General features: G+C 41.6%; 14 protein-coding genes. 5 read left to right on the top strand and 9 right to left on the bottom strand.

Going from position 1 to position 20346, the window contains the following annotated elements; all coding sequences use genetic code 11:
- Positions 1 to 80: 80 nt before the first annotated feature.
- From AAEO56_RS12335 to AAEO56_RS12310, 6 genes are all read right to left on the bottom strand, one after another.
- Positions 81 to 1721, bottom strand: a complete 1641-nt coding sequence (locus AAEO56_RS12335; RefSeq protein WP_341697369.1) for a glycoside hydrolase family 16 protein — start codon at positions 1719 to 1721, stop codon at positions 81 to 83.
- A 3-nt stretch (positions 1722 to 1724) separates the two neighbouring features.
- A complete protein-coding gene (locus tag AAEO56_RS12330; RefSeq protein WP_341697368.1) occupies positions 1725 to 3275 on the bottom strand; it encodes a hypothetical protein in 1551 nt (516 codons plus the stop codon).
- A 12-nt stretch (positions 3276 to 3287) separates the two neighbouring features.
- Complete coding sequence (locus tag AAEO56_RS12325; RefSeq protein WP_341697367.1) at positions 3288 to 4790, bottom strand: RagB/SusD family nutrient uptake outer membrane protein; 1503 nt, start codon at positions 4788 to 4790, stop codon at positions 3288 to 3290.
- A gap of 11 nt (positions 4791 to 4801) precedes the next feature.
- Positions 4802 to 7846 carry a SusC/RagA family TonB-linked outer membrane protein gene (locus AAEO56_RS12320; RefSeq protein WP_341697366.1) on the bottom strand — a complete coding sequence of 1015 codons (3045 nt, stop codon included), beginning with the start codon at positions 7844 to 7846 and terminating at the stop codon, positions 4802 to 4804.
- A gap of 243 nt (positions 7847 to 8089) precedes the next feature.
- Entirely contained in the window at positions 8090 to 10879 is a 2790-nt protein-coding gene (locus AAEO56_RS12315; protein WP_341697365.1) for a triple tyrosine motif-containing protein, read from the bottom strand.
- Between the two features lie 145 nt (positions 10880 to 11024).
- Positions 11025 to 12488 (bottom strand): T9SS type A sorting domain-containing protein, encoded by a 1464-nt coding sequence (locus AAEO56_RS12310; RefSeq protein ID WP_341697364.1) that lies wholly within the window; start codon positions 12486 to 12488, stop codon positions 11025 to 11027.
- A 549-nt stretch (positions 12489 to 13037) separates the two neighbouring features.
- On the opposite strand from AAEO56_RS12310, the gene AAEO56_RS12305 reads away from it, so the two are divergent.
- Complete coding sequence (locus AAEO56_RS12305; RefSeq protein WP_341697363.1) at positions 13038 to 13571, top strand: hypothetical protein; 534 nt, start codon at positions 13038 to 13040, stop codon at positions 13569 to 13571.
- A 51-nt stretch (positions 13572 to 13622) separates the two neighbouring features.
- On the opposite strand, the gene AAEO56_RS12300 is transcribed toward AAEO56_RS12305, so the two are convergent.
- Positions 13623 to 13898, bottom strand: a complete 276-nt coding sequence (locus tag AAEO56_RS12300) for an ATP-dependent Clp protease adaptor ClpS (RefSeq protein ID WP_341697362.1) — start codon at positions 13896 to 13898, stop codon at positions 13623 to 13625.
- A 23-nt stretch (positions 13899 to 13921) separates the two neighbouring features.
- Positions 13922 to 14755 carry a 50S ribosomal protein L11 methyltransferase gene (gene prmA / locus AAEO56_RS12295; protein WP_341697361.1) on the bottom strand — a complete coding sequence of 278 codons (834 nt, stop codon included), beginning with the start codon at positions 14753 to 14755 and terminating at the stop codon, positions 13922 to 13924.
- 180 nt (positions 14756 to 14935) lie between these two features.
- Here prmA and AAEO56_RS12290 point away from each other — a divergent pair, with 180 nt between their 5' ends.
- Positions 14936 to 16159: a porin gene (locus AAEO56_RS12290; protein ID WP_341697360.1), complete on the top strand. Its 1224-nt coding sequence runs from the start codon at positions 14936 to 14938 to the stop codon at positions 16157 to 16159.
- A gap of 208 nt (positions 16160 to 16367) precedes the next feature.
- Positions 16368 to 17864: an aminotransferase class V-fold PLP-dependent enzyme gene (locus AAEO56_RS12285; RefSeq protein ID WP_341697359.1), complete on the top strand. Its 1497-nt coding sequence runs from the start codon at positions 16368 to 16370 to the stop codon at positions 17862 to 17864.
- Here the strand turns inward: AAEO56_RS12285 and AAEO56_RS12280 are convergent.
- Complete coding sequence (locus AAEO56_RS12280; RefSeq protein WP_341697358.1) at positions 17842 to 18759, bottom strand: lysophospholipid acyltransferase family protein; 918 nt, start codon at positions 18757 to 18759, stop codon at positions 17842 to 17844. The genes AAEO56_RS12285 and AAEO56_RS12280 overlap by 23 nt on opposite strands.
- A 177-nt stretch (positions 18760 to 18936) precedes the next feature.
- Between AAEO56_RS12280 and AAEO56_RS12275 the strand changes: the two genes are divergently transcribed.
- Together AAEO56_RS12275 and AAEO56_RS12270 are read left to right on the top strand one after the other, a co-directional pair.
- Positions 18937 to 19563, top strand: coding sequence for a rhomboid family intramembrane serine protease (locus tag AAEO56_RS12275; protein ID WP_341697419.1), 627 nt, complete (start codon positions 18937 to 18939; stop codon positions 19561 to 19563).
- A gap of 64 nt (positions 19564 to 19627) precedes the next feature.
- Positions 19628 to 20314, top strand: coding sequence for an SIMPL domain-containing protein (locus tag AAEO56_RS12270; RefSeq protein ID WP_341697357.1), 687 nt, complete (start codon positions 19628 to 19630; stop codon positions 20312 to 20314).
- The last annotated feature ends 32 nt before the right edge of the window (positions 20315 to 20346 follow it).

The raw sequence follows: 20346 nt of genomic DNA, 5'->3' as shown, positions 1-20346 counted from the left end.
TTTTGAATCCAATAAGCAGGGAGGCCGGCCAGGCCAGCCTCCATACTATTGGTAATTAGAACAGATGTTTTTTGAAAAATTTATTCCTGGTAAACCTCTACATAATCTACCTCCATGGTCGATTGTGTAAAGCCGGGGTCAATAGCGCCGCCTAAATTTCCTCCCATGGCTACGTTCATTATCAGGAAGAAGTCATGGTTGAAAGGCACTGATCCCGAGTTAGGGAACGTTTTATATTCGTTGCCATCAACATAGAACCGGATAAAGCTCGGGCTCCAGTTGATAGAATAGATATGGAAATCGTCAGATACGCCCGGTACTACAGTACTGCCTGTATTTGCATTACCGCCTGAGTTGCCAGGGTAGTGCAGCGTTCCACTGATCCTGTTTTGGTCATTTCCTATGTGTTCCATCATATCAATTTCGCCACAAGCAGGCCATCCTACTACATCCTGGTTGGCTCCCAGCATCCATAAAGCAGGCCAGGTACCGCCACCGCTTGGCAGTTTGGCCCTGATTACAACCTTGCCATACGTAAATTCAAATTTATTTTCTGTTTTCATACGGGCAGATGTATAGTTGAAACCCATATAATTTTCAGCCTTGGCTGTTATTTTAAGCGTTCCGCCTGATACTACTGCGTTTTCCGCTTTGTAATACTGTTTCTCGGCATTACCCCATCCGTTGTTGTTGGTTAGTTCCATTGTCCATTTAGAAGCATCCGGAGCGCCTGCTGTATTGAACTGGTCTTCCCATACAAGGTTGTCATAAACCGGCTCATCATCCGGGTATGGAGGCTGGGTAGTTAGTATAAGGTACCATGCAAGGTCGGTATTATTGCCTTGTACAACTCTTACCTGCATGCGTGTTGCAGTGATGCTTAAAACCTCATAAGTGCTTGAGCCAATATAGTATCCTAAGAATCCATTATTTGAGATTGTAAATTGTGTACCTGTACTTCCTGCCGGAGCTACATAAGAGGAAGCAGCGCCAAGTGTAACGTTTTTCACTCCCGAAACATCATAAGGTAAGCAAGTGTCTGCTCCAAGCGGTGTACCGCCTACACTTGTATAGGACGCATTAAAGAATGTAGCGCCGCCATTATCATTCTCGAATTTTATCTGTTCGCCATCAAGGCTAAATGTAAATTCGTTATTATAAAAACAGCTGCTCACATCAGACCCGGCTTTCTCGAAAGGAGCCGCAGCATAATAGGCAGGCCAGTTGTTATTGCCGTCAGGAGTGTTTGGGCCTACGCCAAGGTGTCCGGCTTCTGCCGCAGCAATGTACCATACTTTAGAGGTGCCTCCCGTAAGGAACTGTGTAGTTTCTTCATCCTCGAAGTTTAGCAATACGTTTTCCATCATAAATGAGGCCGTTGTAGCCACGCCGCCTTTGCCATAAGCAATCACAACAACTTCATAAGAGTTAACCCCCTGAGCTGTTACAGTATAAGGATATACGCCGCCTGCTACAGTTGCCTCGCCGCCGCCCTGTATCATGTACTTAAAGCTTATAGCATTATCGGCAGTTGCCCTTAATACTACTTTTCCGCTTCCGTCACCATTAGGGAACTCGGCTGACTTTCCTACCACATCATAGGTAAATGCCAGATTGGTAGGGGCCACAATATCCCCAAATTTTGTGTCATCATCCTGGCAGCTCGTCACAAGTACAAGCAGCATCAGGAATTTTCCTAAATTTTTTAATGTCTTTTTCATAGTTTAATTTGATAGTTGCACATCATCAAAATAGTAGGTTTCTCCTGTACCGGCAAAGCCGAAATTAAAGAAGAATACCACATTTCGATAATTGTTTGCGTTATTTATTCCTGTAAAGTCAAAAGTTACTTCTTCCCACTGGTTTGCAACGGTTGTCACTGTCTGTTTTTCGATATTCAGGGCTTCGTTCAATGGAATCGTTTCAAATTTCATCAGCAGGGGCATACCTGCCGCAGGCGACCACACTTTCATTTTTACCTTATGCATGGTTGAAAAATCTATAGGGCTTGCCATAGGGAGGGCAACGCCAGCCCAAACCTGAGATCCTGCTCCTTTTACAACCTGACCCACCTGGGTGCTTGTATTGATTCCGGTAACGTGCGGGTTATCTATTCGCTGGCCATTTGCGCCACCAAAATTATTCCATGCATAATTTGCTGTACTGCTTTGGAAAGTAAGCGGCAATACCAAAGGATCCTGGCCATCAAATACCGCGATATCATCAAAGTAATAGGTATCACCATTACCTGAGTTACCTGCATTGAAGAACAAAACTATTTTTGAATATTGTGCATTCAGGTTGGCTCCTCCAAAATCAAAAACCAATTCTTCCCATTCATTTGCAACAGTTGTAGTTGTAGCCGCTTCAGCATTGATATTGGCATTAGTAAGATTTTCAAGCTTCAGTATAACAGGAACGCCTGCTGCCGGCGACCATACTTTCATTTTGAAATGATGTCCTGCTGCAAAGCTCACAGGAGTATCAAGCGTAAAGAAACCACCTGTCCAAACAGCACCCGCAGGTGTCATAGAACCCACTTTAGAGCTTGTATTGATTCCACCTGAACCAGGGTTTGCAATCACGCCTGCCGTTGCACCGTTGAAAGTTGTTATATTGTAATTGAGCGTAGGGTTCTCAAAGTTGATAGGCAGTACCATTGGATTCGAAATGGTCACATCCTGCGTATAAACTGCTGTTGCCGCACCACCGCTGTAAGCAGTTACCGTTACGGTGTAAGTTCCGATACCATCATACACATAATTGATTGTCTGGCCCTCGTTAAACTCTACAGCAGGCAGGGAAGAATCCTCACCAAAAGAAACTGTAAAATAGGTTTCATAATCTGCCGTAGCCGATACATTTATCGATAATGAGTTACCTACAACTGCAGCAATGTTTACTTCAAGGTTTTCAGGAGCAACAAACGTTACAGTAAGCGGCAGGGTTACTTCTGTAGTCTTGCCATTGATCCCTGTCGCGATAAGCCTCACATTATACTGCCCTTCGGCATATACATGGTTCACTTTTTCGCCAAGCCCAAGCGCAACAGGTTCTGCTGTTCCGTCACCAAAATAAAGCTCATAGCTCACAACACCTTCGCCATGCGGCGCGATAGTTACAAGTCCGCTATTGTCCTGTGTGATGGTGAACAACGCAGAAAGGTTTTGAGGGGCATTCGCATTATCTGCAAATGTCGTATCGCTATCTTCGTCAGAGCAGCCCGCAAGTAGCGCCACAAAAAGAATGCTGAATATAAATTTAAATTTTTTCATATAGCTTTTTTATTAATAATTCGGGTTTTGTGCCCAGTTACCGTTAGAAAACTGGATCTCTTCATAAGGAAGCGGGAATACTTCATTTTTACCTTCTACAAAGCCGTCAATCTCGGCGCCTGCCCTTCCTGTCCTTACAAGATCGAAGAAACGGTGGCCTTCGCCTACAAGTTCTCTTCTTCTCTCATCAAATATAAATTGTGTTAGTGCAGATCCTGAAGCTGTTATGTTGTGGTTTGCGTCGCCAAAAGCTCTCTGCCTCACCAAATTCAGGTAGGTACGTGCCTTAACATCGTCCAAACCACCCCTGTTCAGTGCTTCAGCAGCCATCAGCAGTACGTCTGCATAACGGATAGACCTGTAGTTGTTTGGGTTCGTAAGGTTTTGGTCCGGAATGTTAAGGTCGCCTTTCCTTGGTATGTATTTTTTATTGTAAAAGCCTGTATGCTCATAACCTTGGCTATAAGTTACCTCAGGATGGGCAGCCTGCCATGCCACAATGTTAAGGATAGCAGCATCTCTTCTTAGATCTCCCGGCTCAAAAAAGTCATATGTTTCCTGAGTTGGGATGTTAAAGCTGTATCCAGGGTCGTACAATGGGCCAGCATAGCCCCTTGGGCCGTTAAAACCTACTGCTACGTTACCTTCGCTACACTGTAGGCAGGTAAAGCTTCCACCTTCGGCATCAGTGTACTGCACTTCGAAAACAGATTCGGAGTTGTTCTCGTTATTGTTCTCAAATATGGTATCGTAATTGCTTACAAGCGTGTAAGCGTTAGATTGTATAAGCGTTTCAAGGACAGCTGCAGATTGTGCGAATTTCTCAGGGTGACCATCTCCAAGGTCAGCCCAGTACAGGTACGCTTTTCCTAGCAATGCCCGTGCTGCGTTCTGGGTTACCCTGCCTTGTTGTGTTGCAGGCCCCGGATTAAGGTTTTCAATAGCAAAAAGAAGGTCGGCTTCTATAGAAGCATATACATCCTCAGCAGAGGAGCGCGGAATAGTTGTTTCATCGCCCAGTTTGAACCTTGCATCACCTTTCATAGGTATACCGCCAAACCATTTAACCAGTTCGAAATGGAAATAAGCCCTTAAAAAACGGGTCTGTGCTATTATTTGCTCTTTGCCTTCAAAATCAGTTTTGTCTTTAAATTCAAGGATATAATTTGCCCTGTTTACACCGGCAAACATCCAGTCCCATATGTTTTTAACCTGAGGGTTTACAGGAGTATGGCTCATGTTATCCACTTGCTGGAAACCAGGTGTATCAGTTGCGCTCTCTCCTCCGCAAAGCGTATTGTCAGAGGCTATCTCTCCTAACAGTACATTCTGGTAAGTTGATTGCAGCATGTCATAAACGGCAATTAATGCCTGTTCGTAATCTGCTTTAGAATTAAAATAGTTTTCAGAATCTATAGAGTAGGGAGGGGTCCTGTCAACAAAATCGTCCCCACATGAAATATTCAGTGTTAAAAAACTTAATGCAACTACGGCTGTTATTATTTTCTTCTTCATTGTCGTAATAATTAAAAATTAATGTTTGCACCTATCATATACGTCCTCGCAACCGGATAGAAGCCATAATCGATACCGCCTCCTATCGATGCACCTGAAGATGCTCCCGGATCATATCCCCTGTATTTTGTAAAAGTATACAGGTTGTTCACCCCTGCATACAGCCTTACTTTTGTAGGGCCGCTTTTGCCAATTAATTTTTCGTCAAAAGTATAGCCCAACTGTACGTTCTGTATCCTTGCGTAGGAAGCGTCTTCTACATAATAGCTCGAGAAAACATTGTTATTTGTGGCTCCAGTGGTTACCCTTGGCACAGAGTTGCTGGTACCTTCGCCGGTCCACCTGTTAAGCACATAATTAAGTCGGTTGCCATTTGGCACATTCCTTTCATAGTTCCTTACCATATCATTACCTATTGAGGCAAATGTATATGCTACGAAGTCAAATCCTTTGTATTGAAGGTTGATGTTAAAGCCCATTGTTGCAGCCGGTATCGGGTCGCCAATATTGGTCTTGTCATTAGCATCTATCTTACCATCGTTGTTTACGTCTGCAAAACGAATATCGCCCGGCTGTGTGCTCTGTGATCCAAGCCCGCTTTGCGAAGGGGCTGCATCAATTTCAGCCTGGTTCTGGAAGATACCCTCCATTTTCAGACCATAGAAGTAGCCCATTGGCTTACCAACTTCCATCCTTGCTGCGGCTTCACCAAGGCCAAAGCCACCGCCGGATAAGAAACCGGTTGCATTATCAACTTTAGTTACCTTGTTTTTAAGGAAGGTAACATTGTAATTAACATCTATCCTAAAGTCATCGCTCAGGTTCTTCCTATAGCCCAATGCAAGTTCAAGACCGTAGTTCTTTACATCTCCTGCATTAATTGTAGGGAAGCTGGATCCCGGTGCGGAAGCTCCTAATATACCTGATACCGGAATATTAGGTATAAGAAGGTCTGTACGTGTATCTACGAAATAATCAGCTACAAAGGTAACCTCGTTGTTGAAAAAGTTAAGGTCGGCACCAACGTCAAATTTCTTCGCAGCTTCCCACTTCACTTTAGGGTTTGGTATAGGCCCTACAGCAGTACCTGTAGTAAGTGCATTATCAAATACATACGTAGCTTCTCCGTTCAGTAATGCGGTATACAGATTATTACCAATCTGGTCGTTACCAAGTGAACCATAGCTTGCCCTCAATTTCGCGAAGCTAAGTATATTGTTTTGTTTAAAGAAAGACTCATCTGAAAGTACCCATCCTCCTGTTACCGAAGGGAAGTAGGCTACTCTGTTGTCCGGTCCGAATTTAGTCGACATGTCCCTTCTGATCATTGCAGAGAAAAGGTAACGCCCTTTGTAGTCATATTGAAGCCTTCCAAAATAAGAAAGCCTTCTTTCGTCATACTTATACGATCCTGCTGATTTTTGCAATGGCAGGCCATTTGCAAGGCTGATATCGGCAAATTGCCAAGAGTTATTCGGCACGTCATAACCTGTTGCAGATAATCCTGTACCCCATTCTTTGAATATGGTATTACCTAGCGTGAATGAAAAATTATGGCTTTCTGCAATTGTTTTTTGGTATACTGCAAAAAGGTCAAAAGTATAGCTATTATCGTTTACGGTAGCTTGTGAAACACTGCTGCGGGTAATGTTGTATATTTTGCCGGGACCGTAATCAACTATTTTGCTAAAGCTTTTCGAGCCGCTGTTAGCCGTATTGAAACCCATCCTTCCAGTAACTGTCAGCCCTTTTATTACAGTGTAATCAAGGCCAAACGTACCATTTATTTTCTTGTAATTGTAATCGTTATACGTATTGTCTATTTGAGCCAACGGGTTGATTATTTCGTTACCAAAGCCTGAAGTGGCAGGTACAAGCGTGTAATCTCCGTTTTCGTCACGGGTATCCTGTAAAGGCGATATATTAAGTGCATTGAACAATACCGAACCAAGTGCGTTTTCATTTAATGTTTTCCTATTGAAATACGTATAGATAATGTTCGTATTCAGTTTAAGATTATCTGAAAGGTCAGCACCAAGCGATAGCCTCGCGGTATTCCTTAAAAAGTTCGATTTATCGGGACCAACAATACCTTCCTGGTCAAGGTGCGAACCACTAAAGGCATATGTTATCTTATCTGATCCTCCTGAAAGGTTAATGTCATGGCTGACAAGCGGCACATTTTTACTAAATACCTGATCCTGCCAGTCTGTTACTTTTCCAATCCCGCTAAGGTTAGGAAAGGGTAATGGCTGTCCTCCGTTCGCATAGCTTTCGTTAAGCAACGCGGCATACTGAGTACCATTTAGTGTTGGCAGTTTTCTTGAAGTTTCCTGGAAGCCTGTATAAACATTGTAGGAAACAGACGTTTTTTGGTTTTTTCTTCCTTTTTTGGTAGTAACCAATACCACGCCATTAGCGCCAATGGTACCATATATGGCAGCCTGCGCATCTTTTAATACAGTTATCGTTTCAATATCCTGCGGGTTCAGAAGGCCAAGCTCTCCAACGTAACCGTCGATGATCACTGTAGGCCCGGCAGCACCGTTAGTCCCGATACCTCTTATCCTGATATCAAGGCCTGCGCCGGGAGATCCGGATTGCGTGGTTACGTTTACTCCTGATACCGTTCCCTGTAGCGCCTGTTCTACTTTTACAGGTCGTAACCTTCCTAAAGTTTCAGCACTTACGACACTTACCGCGCCGGTTACTTCCTTTTTTTTCTGGGAGCCGTAACCAATTACTACTACCTCGTCGAGCGTTTTTGCCGTCTCTTTAAGGTTTACTGTAATACTTTGGCTGGATGTAGCAACCATTTCGAATGATTCAAAGCCTATAAAGCTAAACACAAGCGTTGAACCGGTGGGTACTGAAATGGAAAAATTACCATCCATGTCGGTAACCGAACTTACAGTAGAATTTTTTACAGCGATACTTACCCCCGGCATAGACAGCCCGGTTGCCGCTTCATTTACCTTTCCGCTAATCTCAACATCCTGCGCGAAACAAAATGACGACATTAGCATAAAGGCAATCAAGAATAATTTTGACTTCATATAAAAATTGATTTTTGTGATTTTATAAAATTATGGCAGTCTCCAGTAAATAAATTAAAAAGAACCCCTACAAATAATATACATTCTTAAAAAAAGCTTTCCAAAGGCACGTTTTCTATTAATACCCCTGTATTAACACGATTTTAAGAGTGTTGTAAATGCGACAAATTGCCTACGAAAACATTGTAATAACAGCCTTTGTTGTGGCAATGTATAGGTGTTTTACGTAATTGTTGTAGTAGGCTAAACCGAAAGAATGTACTCAACAAGTCCTAATTCGTGAGGTAAATCCATTTTTTTACGCAAACGGTATCGTTTGATCTCTACACTCCTCACAGAAATGTTAAGCAGTGGCGCTATTTCTTTAGATGATAAATTCAGCCTCAGGTACGCACAAAGCCGCAAATCATTCGGTGTAAGTAGCGGATGTGCCTTCTTGATCTTTTTCAGGAAGTCCTTATCAGCGTTGTTAAATGCCTCTTTAAACATATCCCATGTATCATCCTCATTGATGTTTTTATTTATCGTAGTAATCACTGATTTAATATTTCCACCCTCGCCTGACTTCTTCAGGTCGTCTTTTATCATCGACAGCAATTCATTCTTTTTGATGAGGTTCATTGTTGAGGCAGCCAGTTCCCTGTTCTTGTTCTCAAAATCCTGTTCCAGCTGCTGGTTTTTCACCTTCATCAATTCCTGCTCATTTTCAAGCTCTTTGATCTCGAGCAGTCTGTTATTTTCTTCAATCAGCTTTTCTTTCTGCCTGTGGTAGTAGTTCTTGTAGGCCCTGTTAATGAGATATGCCGCAATTATAGCTATTATCAGGTATATGAGCAATGCAAGTGTGGTAGCATACCATGGCTTCAGTATCGTAAAAGAATATTCTGCGGTATTAACTGACAATGAGTTCCCTGTTTTTGCCCTTACACGGAAAGTATAATCTCCGGAGGCAAGATTTTTAAAATTAATAAATGGCCTGTTGCTCCACTCGCTCCATTCCTCTTGTACGCCCTCCAGCATATATTGGTATTCCGCATTTACATATTTGCCATATTCCGGTACTGTAAATGAAAAGGTCAGATTGTTTTCGCTGTGGCCAAAGCTCCCTTCGGATGAAACCGGTTGTGATACCGTATTTTGATTCATCACATTTGTCGCTACATTGGTAATGAAAACATTATACCGGTTAAATGCAAGCTCGCTCATATTGATGGTATAATAGCCATCTGTTGTACCTATCAGGTAAGTGCTTGGGGTTATTTGGGTAATGTTCTCAAAACCCAGCATCGAATTGGTCAGCGAAGAGGGGATAGGTATGATATCATGTTTCAGTTCGGTATTAAGTTTGCCACACGAAAAATAGTTGATATAGTTTTTTGTAAAAAACCAAAGTTTATCCGTCTTGTCAGGCGTAAGTTTTCCTGAGATATACTCATCGTTTACAAAAACCTGCGACAGCTTTTGCTGTTTTACAAACTCTTTGCTCTTTTTGTCTAATTTAAAAAAACCGTCTTTTGAAGCATAGTAAATATCATTGTTAAGGCTGCTAAGGCTGGCATTTTTACCTTTAGAAGGAGTTTTGTAAGCATGAAAATTCAATACTTTATTATAGCCGCTGTCAGTGGTAATCCGGAACACGCCCTTGTACTCGTGGCTTATATAAATGTCGTTTCCTGCCAGCTGAAAATAGCGGCTGGAGTAGTCGAAACCTTTTATCCGGTTTCTGAATTTCCATCCTGATGCAGTTTTTTCGAGTACTGATATCCCATGGTAATTGCCCTGGAACAGTAAGTTTTTATTGTAAGGATGCTTTTCAAACTTCCATGTGCCCGACTCTGAAAAGAAATGGACTGAGGAAGCCCCGTTTATAATGTAAGTGCCCGAATCGTGTCCGCAAAACAACGTCCCGTCATATTCGTATAAAGACCATACCTGGCCTTTGGTGCCGGCAACAAATTTAAATTCATCGTTGCTCTTGTAAGCCTTGCAAAATAGTCCCTGGTTTGTGCCTACATAAAGCATTCCATTGTATAGTATAGAAGTATATACCGTTCCTAAAAAGCCGGTATCGTCTACAAAACTCCTTACTGCAGATTGAAGGTTAATGCAATTGATGCCATTGTCCAGCGCTACCCAAAGGTTTTTATCCTTGTCTTCAAATACAGAAAGGGCTGTATTATTGCTGAGTCCTTTGTTTTGGGTAATATGGTGTTTTAATTTGCCCTGTGGTGTTATTACAAAGATGCCATTTGACACCGAACCCAGTGCGAGGCTGCCATCTGTTAACATCTGGCAATTATAGATGCTGCTGATTTTCATCTGGTCATCAGCTTCAGTAATCCACTGGGTTATTGCGCCGTTTTTATACTCTAAAAAGCCGTTAACCTGTGTCTGAAGCAACAGGCCGTCATTAACATGGAATATGTTTACGATCTTGTTTTTTAAAAACGTTTCGTTATTGCTTATCAGCTTGCTCCGGCCATTTTCAATTTCAAAAAGCCCTTCGCCAAATGTTTGGTACATTATAGTATTGTCTACTGTAAAAACCTTATTTATGCCGGTTTTAGGCTTGATGATACGGTATTTTTGCGTTTTGGTATCGTAAATAAAGATCTGGCTAAGCGACTGGAAGATAACCCATCGGTCATATTGCACGATATTCCAGAACTGCTCATCATCAAGAATATCTTTTTTTACAGATTTGCTTAATGAAAAATATTTTAGTGTCCCATTGGGTTGCCGTTGCCAATACCCAAATTCCATATAGCATCCGGTATATATACGGTTATTTATAACCTTTACCGAGCGGAGTATGGTTTCGTTTGGAGATGGGTACAATGTCCATTCCGACCCGTTAAATTCAAGCAGGCCTTCATTGTTCGCAAAGTACATAAAGTTGCCGCTATCCTGGCTGATCATCCAGTTTTGGTTGCCCGCATTGTAAATTTCGGGTGTATATTTTAATATTGGCGGCAGTTCCTGCGCAAATCCTGCGAGGGAAAATAGAAGTAATAGGATTGCCTTTTTTATCAAAATGTGGTAGTTTGGTTAGTTATAGATGGATAAAATACGAATATACAACCTCAAAAACGATTGCGCCGCATCGTCGAGGTAAAAAAAAGCCGCCCAAAACAACATGGGCGGCTTTATCAACATGAACTTAGAAAATTATATGAAATTATTGTTTAATAAAACGGGCAGAACTTTGTTTGCCGTTTATTGTAGTATTTACAATATAAACACCGCTTGTAAGGCCTGATACATCTACAGAAGCATTGTTCTGTGCCGGTTTTGTATCGATTACTTTCTGGCCCATAACGTTGTACACCTGGATACCTTCAATTGCATTTTCAGAAGCAAAGTTAAGCACGTTGCTTGCTGGGTTAGGATACATTGTGAAAGTGTTTTTCTCAACATCTGTTACACCTGCAGTAGCTGCGCCTACCCTTGCATATCCAAGAGCAGTTTCTTGTGTAGGGTTGGCATTAACACCTGTTACAGAGTAGCCGTACTGGAAGATAGCGCCATTGGCATAATCGCCCGGGGCAACGTGGATGCTGAAATTTTCTCCTGCAACAAGTGGTACGTGCATGTTAAGAACCAACGCATAATTTGGTGCTCCACTAAGAACCTTAATAAAAGCTATTCCTGTGTAACCTGCAGCAAGGCTGTTGCTGATACAATGTCCTGAGAATGTAACATCCTGGTTGATAAGTGTATTGTCTTCAACGTAGGTGTTGCCTTCAAATATCTTTTGTCCAGCCCCATTCTGAACCCAGAATGTATCTCCTTCGTTCCATGCATTAAAATTTGGATGAAGGTCAATTGTGCCATCACCCTGATTAAGTACTGTTTTCAAGTCTGCCACTGCCCATGGACTTCCGCCTGCATAAGTAGTGCCATCAAGTTGGAAAAAGTTTGCATAGCCATTAAGTGGAGTCGTGCTTGCTGAAATGGTTACGTTATTTGATTCCGGCATTGCAGGCTCGTCTGCTGTAACTACGGTAAATCCATTTGCGGTCATTTGAGTAGGGTTTGCATTTTTTCCAAGTACAGAAAAGCCATATTGTACAATGCGGCCCGGTTGTATTACGAAATTACCTGTAGATAATGTGAAATTTTCTCCTGCTGTGAGCGCTGCTGTTACTACGAATTCTGTAGCATAGTTATTTGCAGGATCAAGTATTTTTATGAATGCTGTATCTTTAAATTCAGGAAGAAGCGTTGAACTTAGTGTTTTTCCTGAGAAAACCAATTGCTGGCCAGCAAGGTCGGTTCTTTCTGTAAAAGTACTGCCTTCAAATATTTTATTACCATTTCCGTTGCCGTCAGACCAAAAAGAATCGGTAGCGTTATAGGCATTGTAATTTGGGTATAATTTTATTTGATTATTTGCTGCATCGAGTTCGCTTTTTATTTCAGCAACGCCCCATGGACTGCCACCTGCATAAATCAGCTCCTGTCCGTTTTCGAAATTACCATTGTTTTCAAAGAAACTTGCGTAACCTATCCATACAGCTGGGTCAGCACCTAAATTTCCAACGGTTACATTCACCTGTGCATTTATACTGTTAAGGGAAAACAGTGTAAAGCCGAATACTGCTGCTCCCTTAAAAAAATTTGAGAGTAAAGATTTTTTCATGATTGATAAATTTTAATTTTCAGCCAAAGTAGTCATTATATGATATACTATTTCGTTTTCGCGCCTATATAGAAACTATACAATTATTTAACGCTTTAATTTCCATATCCTGAAATATGTAAATATCAATTAATACTGTTACTTTCAAAGAATCTGTTCTTTTACCAGCGATATTTTTTTTACAACCTATAACGTTATGTTGTGGTAATGTATAGTTGATTTACCTATAAAATGAATTTTGTTGTAGTGGAAATAATGACCCTACAATATATTAGATGCTTAGTTTTGAATGCTACACAAATTTAAGTTAGTATAAAAGTATCTGTTTTAAAATGTTAATTGTGTTAAAAAAATTATCAAAATATAGAAATAGCCGATGATTTGAACATTTTATGTGTTTTCGTTAAGTTCATTGTTTTTTAGCTACTTATAAACTTACTTCATTATAATGGGTGTTAAAGTAAATTTAATTAACGGAGTTTATATTTTTATTAAGAGGTGTTGAATCTAGTTTTGCCTCATTAATAACTTAATTTAAAATTCAGCAAAATGAAAAAGATCAATTTATTTGTATGTACGCTTGCGATAGCAGGATTGGGATTCACTTCATGTAGTGATGATGACAGTAGCAACACTGGTAATACCGACGTTGAGATTGCGGGAACGTATGACCTTAGGGAAGTAAACACCCAGGAAGCCACGGATTTTGATGAGGATGGAACATTGCACATTAACCAAATGGAAGAATCCGACTGCTATAATAACTCTAAGGTTACATTTAATGCAGATAATACCTTCACTGCCGATATGAACGGTATTATCGTTAATGAAGACAATGGTACTTCGGCCTGTGCACAAACTACAGTTTCAGGTACTTGGGAAATTTATGCAGGTACCGGTGCTAATGTTGTGCTAAGGGTTAGGTATGAAGATGATAATGGTGACAACGTTGTGGCAAATTTCACCAAGCAGGGTGGAAAGCTTACAATGTATGAACTGTTTTCCGAGTATCCTGACAGGAATGCTCAGGGTGGTGCTGTTTACACCAATGGCGATGTTGAATTTATTTATGATAAACGATAATTCAGTCGTTTGGGCTTAAAAAAAAGGGCGTTCTTTATGAATACCCTTTTTTTATACTATCTCGGCGCTAAGCCCTGCATCCAGAAGCCCTGTGCATTGCGGCTTCAGCTCTTTATATTCGCCCGTCTTAACTGTGCACTTGCCATTATAGTGAACGATAAGCGAGCATTGCTCAGCCTGTTCTGCGGTATGGCCGCAAACTTTTATCAGCGTGTTTATAACGTGGTCAAATGTATTCACCTCGTCGTTATACAATACGATCTCATTATTCAGGGAAGTGAGTTCTTCAACTAATACTTCCTCTAAAACTTTTTCCTTGGTACTCATGCTCACTCTTTTAATCTGAAATGCTAATTTACATATTTTAGTGAAACCCAATTGTTCCTGCTAAATTTTTTTACAAAGGTAAGGCCTTTTTCGGTACACGAAGTATCAATGGCAGGTATGTCTTCTTCATAGAACCCGCTAAGCAGCAATATGCCACCCGGATTAAGGCAATCTGCATAAGCCAGCATGTCGTTAAGCAATATATTGCGGTTGATATTGGCAATAATAACATCATAATTTTTTTCCTCAAGCAAAGCAGCATCACCTTCATAAACACTTATATGGTGGCAGTTATTTCGCTCTGCATTTTCAATAGAATTGAGGTAACACCAGTTGTCAATATCAATTGCATCAATGGGCTGCGCGCCTTTCATCTCGGCAAGTATGGCCAAAATGGCCGTACCGCACCCCATATCAAGTGTTTTTTTACCCTCGATATCTGTCTCAAGCAAATGCTGGATCATCATAAAGGTCGTTTCGTGGTGCCCGGTGCCAAAGCTCATTTTTGGCTCGATTACGATATCATACTTCACATCTTTCTTTTCATGGAATGGTGCCCTTACCCTGCAGGTATTGTCCACATCAATAGGTTCAAAATTCTTTTCCCATTCCTCATTCCAGTTTACCTGTTCTATTTCTTCAAAAGTATAGGTTATCTTAAATTCATCAGAGCCCAGGATGTAGATGCCATCAAGGATATTTTCATTCCAAAACTCCTTTTGTATATAAGCAGAAAGGCCTTCTTCAGTTTCTATAAAACTTTCAAAAGGGGTTTCTCCCAGTTCGGCCATAAGTATTTCCGCTCCCGGTTCTTTGGGTTCGACTGTAAAGTAGTAACCCATATAAATGTTCGACATAACTTTAAATTTTTGCAAAGGTAATATTTACATAACATTGGATAAGTTGATTTAATATTAAGTTTGCGCAAACTTTACAGGGCTTTACAAAATAAAACAATTTGATAACAATTATCAATTCAGATAAAGCGGATATTTCTTTGTTTTGCGGTATTGAACTTAATTATAAAAACGCACCCGATGAAAAAAAATGTACTCTTGTTTATAGTATCCTTCTGTATTACAAATGCATTTGCGCAGATTGATATCAAAAGGACGACCAAAGATAATGATTTGAAACTTTCGGTGCTGCCATACTATAATTATGGTAAAGGTTTGGGTATAACGTCACCGGATAGTCTTTTTCAGTTCAATATCCGCTTCAGGATTCAGAACAGAGCTACCTATCTTCAGGAAGAAGGAGAGGAAGCGGCTATTGATGGCCAGGTGCGCCGCCTTCGCCTGCGATTTGACGGTTATGTGGGCGACCCGAGATTCATCTACGCCATACAATTGTCTTTCGCTCCCGGCGATGTTGGTGAAATTAAAGATGGCGAAAACCTTAATGTAATACGCGATGCGGTAGTTTTCTACCGGCCGGACAGGAACTGGAACATTGGCTTCGGCCAAACGAAACTGCCGGGCAACCGCCAGCGTGTCAATTCATCAGGCGCCCTGCAACTTACCGACAGGACCATCAACAATGCCAAATTCAACATCGACAGGGATTTTGGCTTCCAGGTGCACAACCAGAACGAGCATCTCAACAGGTTTTCATACAATTTCAGGAGCGCCATAACAACCGGAGAGGGACGAAATTCTACCGACAAGCCTGATAATGGGCTTGCCTACACAGGTAAAGTAGAATTATACCCATTTGGGTCATTTACAAAGGACGGCGCTTTTTTTGAAGGCGACCTTAAGCGTGAAACAACACCCAAAGTGATGATATCCGGCGCCTACCAATACAATAATAAAGCCAGGAGGACAGGCGGCCAGCTTGGCGACGACCTCTTTGAAAAAAGGGATATGAAAACGGCTTTTCTAGATGCCATGTTGAAATATAATGGCTGGGCAGCTATGGCAGCTTACATGCAGCGCACTGCCCGTGACCCTATAACTGTCAATCCAAATGATGCCACCGATATTAAATATATCTTTACGGGTAGCGGATTCGATTACCAGCTTAGCTATCTCTTTCCTTCAAATTATGAGATCATCGGGCGCTTTTCTACCCAAAACGTCAATAGGGATATAGCTGCCCTTGCGCCGGATACAAACGAATATAGTATTGGCATTACTAAATATGTATGGGAACATGCTTTTAAAGCCCAAATGGAGTTTACCCTTGACGACATGAAGTACTTTGATAACACCTCTAAGCAAAACTGGTATATTCGTTTCCAGGTAGAAATAGGGATATAATCAGTTAACAAGAAACACTGATTACACCTATATAACGGGTCGTAACAGATTTTTATATCGTTTTGACTAAAAACAGGGATAATCATACTCAGGCAGGAAATTTGTGAAATCCATTTCAAAACTTACTTCTAATCAGTATTATCGATGTAATACGTATTTCTAATCCTTTTATTTTAATAAATTTGCAGGGACTTAAACACGCAACATTATGTTACAGGCTGCAGATACTATGCTAAAAAGTGAGTTGGAACACTACTTCGACAAATTCAGGCAAAATATTGTCGGGATAGGGCAGGAGTTTGTTTCGCCATTCGGCAAACAGGAGATCGTTTATACCGACTGGACCGCCAGCGGCAGGCTTTACAGGCCTATCGAGGAAAAAATCCTTAACGACTTTGGGCCTTTTGTAGCCAATACCCATACCGAGACCACCGTGTCAGGAACAGCGATGACCAATGCCTACCACGAAGCAAAGCATATCATAAAGCACCATGTGAATGCCAGTGCCGATGATGTTCTAATTACAACCGGAACGGGTATGACCGGGGTAATAAACAAATTCCAGCGTATCCTGGGGCTTAAAGTCCCTGAGAACCTGAAGGCCTTTACTAAAGTTCCCGAAGAGAAAAAGCCTGTAGTGTTTGTTTCGCACATGGAGCACCATTCCAACCAGACATCCTGGCTGGAAACCATTGCCCATGTTGTGGTAATCCCTGCCTGTCCCGAAGGTCTTATTTGCCTTGACAGCTTTAAAGGTCTGCTTGAGGAATATAAAGATTGTACACTTAAAATAGCATCGGTTACGGCCTGCTCTAATGTCACAGGGATTAAAACGCCATATCATGAAATAGCAAAAATCATACATCAGTATAATGGTGTGTGTTTTGTGGATTTTGCCTGCTCGGCTCCCTACGTAAGCATAGACATGCATCCTGCCGATGAAGACGCTTACCTGGATGCCATTTTCTTCTCGCCGCATAAGTTCCTTGGCGGTCCCGGCACTTCGGGTGTTTTGATATTCAATAAAAAGCTTTATAAAAATATGGTGCCCGATCATCCGGGCGGTGGTACAGTGAGCTGGACCAACCCATGGGGCGAGCACAAATATGTTGATAACATAGAAGAGCGCGAAGATGGGGGTACACCCGGATTCCTCCAGGTTATAAAAACAGCGCTTGCCGTAAAGCTGAAAGAGCAGATGGGCATTGATAATATACTGAAAAGGGAAAAAGAGATTATCGATTATATTTTTGAAAGGATTGGTAGTATCCCGAACCTTAATATACTGGCGCCACAGCATAAAAACAGGTTAGGCGTAGTATCCTTTTATATCGACGGACTTCATTTTAATCTTGGTGTGAAGCTCCTTAACGACAGGTTTGGCATACAAACCAGGGGAGGCTGCAGTTGTGCCGGCACCTATGGGCACTACCTGCTGCATGTAGACCAGGAAATGTCAAATTACCTTACCGATAAGATCACTGCCGGCGACCTGATACAAAAACCGGGATGGATACGGATGTCAATCCACCCGACAACTACCAATGCCGAAATAAAATATGTATGCGACAGCATTGCAGCAATGGCGGAAAATCATACTGAATGGGCAAAAGACTACAAATACAACAATGCCAGCAACGAATTTAGCCATGTAAATTTACAGCCGGATGCAACCGAAATGGTTAAGGGTTGGTTTGATCTGTAACAGTATCGTCAAGGCGGTGCTTAAATCTTTTGTGTGTCCATAGGTAGTACTCCGGTTTTTCCCTGATCTGCTCCTCAAGCAAATTCATGAACCAGTCGGTTACGGCAAAGTTTGGGTAATCTTTCGGGCTGCCTTCCAGGGGTACGAAAGTGCATTGGTAGTACCCACGGCCTGTTTTATCAATACGGGCAAACATGGCATTCATGTCCAGTTTTTTAGCCAGCATTTCGCCGCCTACCTGCATGGGTACAGTGACCCCGAAAAACTTGCCATAATAAATGATGCTGCTCTTTTTTGGCGACTGGTCGCTGATGAAGCCATAAAATCCTTTAATGCTTTTCCTTTGGTTTTGCCGCATGGCAGGGATTATATTTTTAGTGCCGATGAGTTCTGCGCCATACCGCCCTCTCATTTTTTTAACCAGCGCATCAAAATATTTGTTCCTCACAATCTTGTAAATACCAATGCCTTTGAAGGATTTGAAGTACATATTCATAGACAATAGCCACTCATAGCTTGCATAATGCCCTGTAAACAGCACCACGCTTTTTCCCTTGTCCTCATATTCATGGGCCAGCTCAATATTGGTGAAGGTAAACCTTTTGCGTATCTGCTTATCGGTAATGGTAAGTGACTTTGCTATTTCGAAGAAGGTATCGCAAAAATGGCTGTAGGATTTTTTTTCAATATCCTTTCGCTCTTTTTCGGTCAGGTGCGGGAGGGCAAGGGCGAGGTTTTGCCGTACTACCAATCTCCGGTAGCCAATTATCCTGTAGGTAATGAAACAAGTGATGTCAGAAAGGAAATAAAGTACCCTGAACGGTAGCAGCGAAATAAGCCAGAACAGCGGGTAACTAAGTATGTACGCTAAAAGCTGCATCTCTTTTTTATGCAAATATACTTTTTATTCCCGATTTACAGGGGTGTTTTAGCTACCAGCACAACGGCTGCCTTAGCAGAAACCGGACATCCAATACGCTTTTGCGCCTTTATCAACTGCTGATGGTAAATTTAATTTTCTGCCCTGTGATTTATTGGCTAATTTTACGCTTTATAAAAAGATATGGGAGATATAGATTTGGTTTTAGTGGCTATCATTGCCATAAATGCGATTGTAAGCTATAAGGCTTTTGGGGATTATTCCTTTTTCAGGAAATATGAATTTCATGTAGGGAGCATACGGGCAGGGGAGCAGTACCGGATGTTCACGTCCGCTTTCCTGCATGCCAACCCTACACACCTTATTTTTAATATGGTTACCCTTTTCTTTTTTGCTCCCGTTGTAATTTTCAAATTTGGTGTTGTCGGTTTTCTAATGGTATATTTTGTAAGCCTTGTGGCTGGGAGCCTGCTTACGCTATACTTTCATAAGAATGACTATTCCTACAGGGCTATTGGTGCCTCGGGTGCAGTTGTAGGAGTTTTATTTGCATCAATATTAATAGATCCGGACAGGAAGATCAATTTCTTTATACCGGGTTATATCTTTGGTATATTATACCTTTTGTTCTCTATTTATGGTATGAAGGCTAAGAATGACAACATCGGTCATACCGCGCACTTTGGCGGGGCCATAGGCGGCTATGCAATAGCGCTGTCACGAATGCCAAATATGATATATGATAACACACTGGTTGTCATAATACTTGCTGTGCCAATAGTGATTTTATTCATCATGGCGAAGATGGGAAAGCTGTAAAGCGCAATAATTGGCACGCCTTTTGAAATCTTACAAACAAATCATAAATCAAAAACAAAATACCATGAAAAAAATTGCATTAGTATTGTTTGTGTTCGTAAGCACGATGGCAAACGCCCAGATCCAGCAAAACCAGCCGCCACAGATAAATGTTTCCGGTGAAGGCAGGGTATCAGTAGTGCCTGATGAGGCCGTAATAACCATTGGGGTTGAGAATACCGGGGCCGATGCTGCCGATGTAAAGAAAAAGAACGACATCGCCATTGATGCTATCCTGAAATACCTGAAGAATGCAAAACTGCCCGAAAAGGATTACCAAACCAAAAGGGTGAGCCTGAACAGGAATTATGATTATGATAAAAAGAAATACAGCTACGTAGCGTCGCAGACTGTTATTATCCACTTGAAAGACCTTACAAAATATGATGCCCTTATGATGGGTGTTGTAGATGCGGGTGCCAATAACGTAAACGGTGTGGAATTCAGGACATCGAAACAGGCACAGTATGAAAGCGAGGCAAGGGTTTTGGCTGTAGCCAATGCTAAAAAGAAAGCCGACGACTATACCGCTGCCCTGGGACAAAAAACAGGAAAGGCATTATTGGTTACCGATAATACCCAAACGTATTATCCTGCACCTATGATGCATGCTGAATTTAAGTCGGCAATGGACAGCGCACCAAGAGAAACTCTCGCCATTGGAGAGATTGTGGTTACTGCCAATGTAAACATCAGTTACAGCTTGCAATAACAGGGAATAGCAATATCATACATAAAAGGGAG

The organism is Flavobacterium arundinis (genome assembly GCF_038289855.1).
Taxonomy (GTDB): Bacteria; Bacteroidota; Bacteroidia; order Flavobacteriales; family Flavobacteriaceae; genus Flavobacterium; species Flavobacterium arundinis.
This window is presented reverse-complemented; position numbering and strand designations above follow the sequence as displayed.